Source organism: Campylobacter concisus (assembly GCF_902460665.1).
Taxonomy (GTDB): domain Bacteria; phylum Campylobacterota; class Campylobacteria; order Campylobacterales; family Campylobacteraceae; genus Campylobacter_A; species Campylobacter_A concisus_AL.
In genome coordinates this window covers 25145-31144 of record NZ_CABPUR010000006.1, presented here as the reverse complement: position 1 = coordinate 31144, position 6000 = coordinate 25145, and the positions used below count along the sequence as shown (strand labels likewise).

The 6000-nt window shown below is 30.8% G+C and carries 5 protein-coding genes; 1 reads left to right on the top strand and 4 read right to left on the bottom strand.

Annotated elements, in window-relative coordinates:
* Nucleotides 1–129: 129 nt before the first annotated feature.
* Genes F3G66_RS08915 through F3G66_RS08900 form a run of 4 tightly spaced genes read right to left on the bottom strand, consistent with a single transcriptional unit; the run spans nucleotide 130 to nucleotide 3925 of the window.
* Nucleotides 130–1368, bottom strand: coding sequence for a toprim domain-containing protein (locus F3G66_RS08915; protein ID WP_149703851.1), 1239 nt, complete (start codon nucleotides 1366–1368; stop codon nucleotides 130–132).
* Complete coding sequence (locus F3G66_RS08910) at nucleotides 1365–1601, bottom strand: TrbM/KikA/MpfK family conjugal transfer protein (protein ID WP_103560454.1); 237 nt, start codon at nucleotides 1599–1601, stop codon at nucleotides 1365–1367. The genes F3G66_RS08915 and F3G66_RS08910 overlap by 4 nt, the downstream gene beginning before the upstream one ends.
* 9 nt (nucleotides 1602–1610) lie before the next feature.
* On the bottom strand, nucleotides 1611–2597 hold the full coding sequence (locus tag F3G66_RS08905) for a type IV secretion system protein (protein WP_149703850.1): 987 nt from the start codon (nucleotides 2595–2597) through the stop codon (nucleotides 1611–1613).
* Nucleotides 2598–2623: 26 nt separating this feature from the next.
* Nucleotides 2624–3925: a hypothetical protein gene (locus F3G66_RS08900; RefSeq protein WP_223154260.1), complete on the bottom strand. Its 1302-nt coding sequence runs from the start codon at nucleotides 3923–3925 to the stop codon at nucleotides 2624–2626.
* Nucleotides 3926–4654: 729 nt separating this feature from the next.
* Between F3G66_RS08900 and F3G66_RS08895 the strand changes: the two genes are divergently transcribed.
* Nucleotides 4655–5809, top strand: a complete 1155-nt coding sequence (locus tag F3G66_RS08895; RefSeq protein WP_103596444.1) for a site-specific integrase — start codon at nucleotides 4655–4657, stop codon at nucleotides 5807–5809.
* Nucleotides 5810–6000 lie beyond the last annotated feature (191 nt).

Here is a 6000-nt window from a genome sequence, read left to right as displayed (position 1 = left end):
CATAAAATTTCGGACAATTTGTAAAAATAAATTTACTCAACAATGCGTCAAACTCCCACACAAAGGGGTTAAACATCACTTCATCAATACTTATTTAAAGCTTAAAGTCCAAAAAGCAGATGGCTGTTTTTATCGTGTCTTAGATGATCTTTCGTAGTCTTTTTCAATTTTTGTGTTTATCAAGTTAAGTCGCTTATAGCTTTCTCTCATTCCCTGTAATGTCTTGATCTTTGGTTCTATTTCTCTAAATTTTTCAACATCAAGGGCGTATAGGTCTTTTATTCTACTTTTCTTAGCATCTGGCTCGAGAAAGTCGTATTTCTTTGACAAATACTCAACTTGCCGAGAAAACTCCTTTAAAGGCTTTGTTATGCTGTCGAGATTAATTTTATTACTACTTATACCTAATGCCGTGCCTGCTACCAAATCATCATTAAAGTCCTTTAGGATTGGTTTGGCCGATCTCGCATTTGGTACTATTTCTAGTATTGCTTTTGTAAATTCTTTACCACGTTCGTCATTATCAAATCCTAGTACAACTCCTGCATTTGGTGCCAGCTTTGTCAATGCTTTTATGACTTCCTTTTGCGTTGCCGATATTTGACCATTTGTTGAGCATAGGAGTGTTTCTTTTAAATTTACGTCTTTCATTTCACAATATGATAATGTATCTATCATGCTCTCACAGATTACAATATTTTTAAAATCCTTTGGATTCTTGTGTGCTTCGTCTGCCTTGAGTATTTCAAGCCCCTTTATTCCATTACAGAGCTGTTTTATCGGCTTAGCATATGCCTTTCCTTGCTGATCCTGCGTTAAAGGCTTTGATAAGTAGCTTATATACCCTGTCTGCTTTAGAAATTCTCTTTTGCCACTGCTTAGTTCTAATACACTTAATGTATATGTTGGCACTATTGCATTCTTAAATTTTTCATCCTGCTTGAGGCTACTAAATTTTATCAGGATATCGCTTTTAATTTTTCTTTTGCTAGTCAAAAACGAGTTTTCATCTATCTTATTTAATTTTTTAAATTTTTCTACTATAATACTATCATTTTCTTTTTGTTTTATTATTTCTTTAGTATTGTTTTTTAATGTCTTTACATCGTTTATTATATTTTCGTCTATTAAATCTTTTATTGAAACGCCACGATTCTTGGCGAAATTATAAATATTTCCTCTATCATTATCATCGCTTGGGTTAAAGTATAAATAGTGTCCGTTGCTTTTTCTCGTTATGATAATTGTATCGGAGTTGTTGTTTGTGAGTGTCTTGTAATTTTGGCTACTTTTCTCTCGTTTTTCAAAGTAGCCATTATTCTTTAAAATTTCATCTAGTGGGAGTTCGATTAAATTTTCTTTGTTCATTGTTTAGGACATAATTTTAAAAAGTTCTCACGCTTCTTTGCTTGTTTGTGTGGTTTTTTGTCTGTTATTGAAAAATATTTTTTAAGTGCTGGAGCACATTCGCTCGGTCTTGTTGGGCTTGATAAGCACAATAATGCTTCGCATGCCAGCTTTGCATCTCCTGTTATTTCCTGTGCTACTGCACTACCTGCAAACATTGTTATGGCAACAATACTTAAAACTATTTTTTTCATTTCTACTCCTTATTTAAAAAATACAAATTTTGGAAGCCCTAGCTCATCTTTTGGCATTTGTTTTGTTTCTGGGTCAAATATTGCATCATTTCGCTTATATTCAACAACTTTTTGGTTAAAGCTATCTGGTGTTAAATCTCTAGCACTATCGTCTTTCATGGCTTGTCTGCTCGATGCCATTGCGCTGGTGTAATTGATATTTAGCTCATATTGCTGTTGCATATTTTCTAAAATTTTAAGCAGTATAGTATTCGTTAATGCTTGAGCCTGCTTTTGATTATTAGCCTTATTTAATTGTTTGGATAGCTGTTTTAAATCATCTCTCATTCTATCTCTTGTATACTCTTTCGTTTTATCACCATTATGAAATGTGTCTTCAAATGCTAATAAATTGTTTGTTTTCTCTATATTATCCCTCTCTTGCAAAAACCTTTCCGCATTTTTAATATTACTGATCTGTGCCTGATAGTTTGCTCGTTCTATTGGGTCAACTGCCTTATTCATTTTTTGAGTTAATTCTTCTATGCTCTTGCTTATATTTGCTCCATCACGTAGTGCAAATGTACATCTATTTAGCTTATTTGCTAGTTTATTGCCTGATGCTTTTACTGAGTGACTAAAAAATTGGCTGTTTTGTTCTAAGAATGAGCAGGCTGTCTTAACTCTTGCTATATCCCCCATTATGTCTTTTGGCAAATTTTTTACATCTTCGTATATGCTTTGCATTTGCGCTATTAAACTTTGTGCATCGCCTAATATCTCATAAACGCTGTTCATATCTACACCAAGCTCTTGCATTTGTTTCTCGAAATTTAGTGTATCTTTAACCATTTGCTCATATTGTTTGATCTGTTCTGCATAGTCTTTCAGTGTTTGGGTGTATCCCATAACTTGTTGGGCTATCGCGGCTACGTCAATAGTTGGTATACCGCTAGCATTAACACTACTTAAAAATAGTGAGGATGCTACGGCAACTGATATAATCATTCTTTTCATTATTTTTTCCCTTTTCTACTAATTTTTTATAAGCTCCTGCTTTGTTCTTGGTTTTTCTCTTTTGTCTTATTTAGTATTTTTTCTTTGCTCTGCGCTAAACTATCATTAACTTTTTTATAAAATTTAGGATAACTATTTTTAAAATTTGGCGTTTCTTTCTCTATTTCATTCAACATTTTATTTAATTTTTCGTATCCTTTTACATCAAGCCCTTTTTTAATTTCTTTTTCATACGTTGTTTTTAGTTTTGCGTAGTTTGCATGCTCGTTCTCTAATTCTTTTAAACCGCCCTTGACTTCTTTGCGTTGCTTATAAACTTCTTTAACCAGATCTCCCACTGCATCTTTAAATTTGGGACTATCAAAGGCTAGCTCTAGCTTTTCTTGTCGCTGGCGTTCTTTTGTTTCGCTTTCTTCTTTGCCCTGTCGCATCATCATTTCTAAGCTTCTATCCATCTCCTGCAGAGCAGTCATTATGTCTTTTATATCGCCACTATTCATCAGATTGTCGATTGATTTTTGAAAATTTGCTTCAAGCCTAGATTGTTCATCTCTTAATTTTTCAAGCTCTTTTTCGTGCTGGTTTTCTAGCTCATCAGCTTTTCTGCTCCAGTCTTCTTGTTCTGCTTCTCTTTCTTGTGAGTGTGTTGTAATTGTGACATCCTGCTTGGCTTCATTTTTATTCTCTAGCTCAGCTTCTTTTGCCTTGATCTGCTCATCTATCTTTTCTTTTTCTTTTAAAATTTCAAGGCTACTTTTTAGGGTGTCATTGCCATCTATTTCATTTAGCTTATCGCTTACAAAGTCTCTCTTTTCTTTTGGGCTTTTAAATTCATTAAACTCAGCTTCTTTTGCCTTGATCTGCTCATCTATCTTTTCTTTTTCTTCTAGGGTATTAACGGCTTCATTCAAATTCTTATTTAATTTTAATTCTGCTGTTTCAAAAATAAATTTACGATTTATATCTTGGATTGTGTATTCTTTTTCATTGTCGAAGTTCTCTTTTAAATCCATATCCATTTCTCTTATCGTGAGTGTTTTAATTTTGTTGAGATCTTCTGCACTTATGTCTGTTTTATAGATATTGTTAATAGCTTCTCTTACTTCATTATCATCGTTGCTACCATAAGCTGTATAAAATTCTCTGGCACATGCTACTGCACCTGTTTCATTGCTTTTAAAAATTCCTGTGTTATCGATAGCTTCTTTACATGTTAGCACCTGCTCTTTTACACTGCTTTGTTTTAATTCTTCGGATGGCATCACCATTTCTTGCTCTTTCAAATAACTCCATTCAGCCAATTGATCTTGAGTTAGCTCTTCTGCCATTTTCTTTCCTTAAACGATAGATTATTTAATTAATTTTACCCTTTATTAAATTCAACTAACTTTTAAAAAGTGATATATAAAACAACTATTTTTAAGCTAAATTTAATAAAAGCCACAATCAATCTTTAAATGCTCTACAATCAAAAATAAGTGTTTAATGCTATCCTTTCTTTAAATTATTTTTTAAAAGCCAACACACCCCTTTAAAATCAATTTAAACGCTAATTCCTTTCTTAAATTTTTTCAACCTACAAAACAATAAAAAATTTAAAAACTCAAAACAACAATAAAATAACTTTAAAAAATTTTTAAGCTTCTACTTATTCTATTAAAATTTAAATTTTCTTATTAACAACATCTCTAATAAAAAAATTTCTTTCCCTTTTTTAAATTTTATGTATTTATATATTAGTGTTTAGCGTGGCGGACATTTTGTAAAATATTAAACTTTTTATTTAATTTTTTCTTAGTTAAAAATATCCCTATTCTTTGGTATTTTTAATTAATTTTTTTATTTATAACTTAAAATAAAAATAACAAATAAAAGGACATTTTGTAAAATAAAGCCATTAAAGCAAGGTATATTAAGCATTTATTAATATTTATTTCCCTTTATATGGTTATTTAAGCTTTAAAAGATATAAATACTCTTTTTTAAAAATCTTAAATAATAAAATTAATTTAAAGTGAATTTTTGTGTTATGTTTAAATTTTTGCTAAAATCACCGCATGAAAAATTTAGAAAAAAATAGAAATATATATATTAAGCATAATCGTTTTTATATTGACTATCAAAAGGATGGCGTAAGAATTCGCCGTGCTACTGGACTGAAAAAATCCCCTTTAGCATTTGATTTTATTCGAAAAAACTATAATTTATTTCTTGGCTCTGAAGAGGATATTGAACTTGCTAAGAGCAAATATTACGAGCTCGAGGATATGCAAACTGATCGCATAATCAGAAAAGGGGAGCAAAAGCTGGAGCCTATTAAAAATACTAGTGAGTTTAGCTTTGAGGGGATTATTTATAGATTGCTTAATGAAAAATCTTTTTTAAAAGATAAAACAATTAGGTTCTATAATGTTGCTAGTCAGGCTGTTATCGATTTTCTGCATTCAAAAAATATCTTTTACCTGTCCGATTTTGAAAGGCAGGATAGTATTGATTTTGTAAAATTTTGTAAAAATAAGGGCTTAAAAGATAGCTCAATTAATGGGTATTGCTCTTTTTTTAAAATGATTTTTCGTTATGCTATTGCCAATGATATAATCTCAAAAAATCCATTTTATATACCTAGGTTTAAACAAGAATTACATAATGCCGACAATGATGATTTTACCCCTTTTAATTTAAGTGAGATTTTGCAACTTATAAAACATGCCGAGGGCGAGCTACGCTTATTTTTAATAGTTGCGTTCTTTACTGGGGCTAGGACTGGCGAGATTTTGGCTTTGACTTTTAATGACTTGGATTTTCAAAATAAGGAGATACGTATTAATAAAACTCTATCGGAGCTAGGTGTTCTGGATTCTCCTAAAACTAAATCCAGCAATCGCACAATCGATATGCTTGATATTGTTTATAATGAACTGATAAAACTCGATTATGCCGATATTAATCAAAATATTTTTTCTCTTTCGCGAGCAGTTATCAGATTAAAATTTAACGATTTACAGAGATCCCTTGGCTTTAAAATACATAAGCTTTATGATACTAGACACTCATTTGCTTCTGTAATGTTAAGTCGTGGTGAGGAGCCGATGTGGGTTGGTTGTAAAATGATGGGTCATAAAAATTTAAATGAGACCTATCGCTCTTATGCTAAATATCTACCAAAAGATACTAGACAAAGAGCAACTTTTTTAAAGAATATAACAATTTAAAATTTTTAAAAAAATAGACACTTTTTGATAAAAATATGCTATAATATACTAATTTAATTTAAAAAAGTAGATGACTTTTCACCCCTTTTTTATTTATTTAAATGCCTATTTTACGGCATTTCAGCTTATAAATTTTAAGCTGTAATAAATTGAACGTATTTTACTATCGAGATTCTAAAATTGAACTTTGA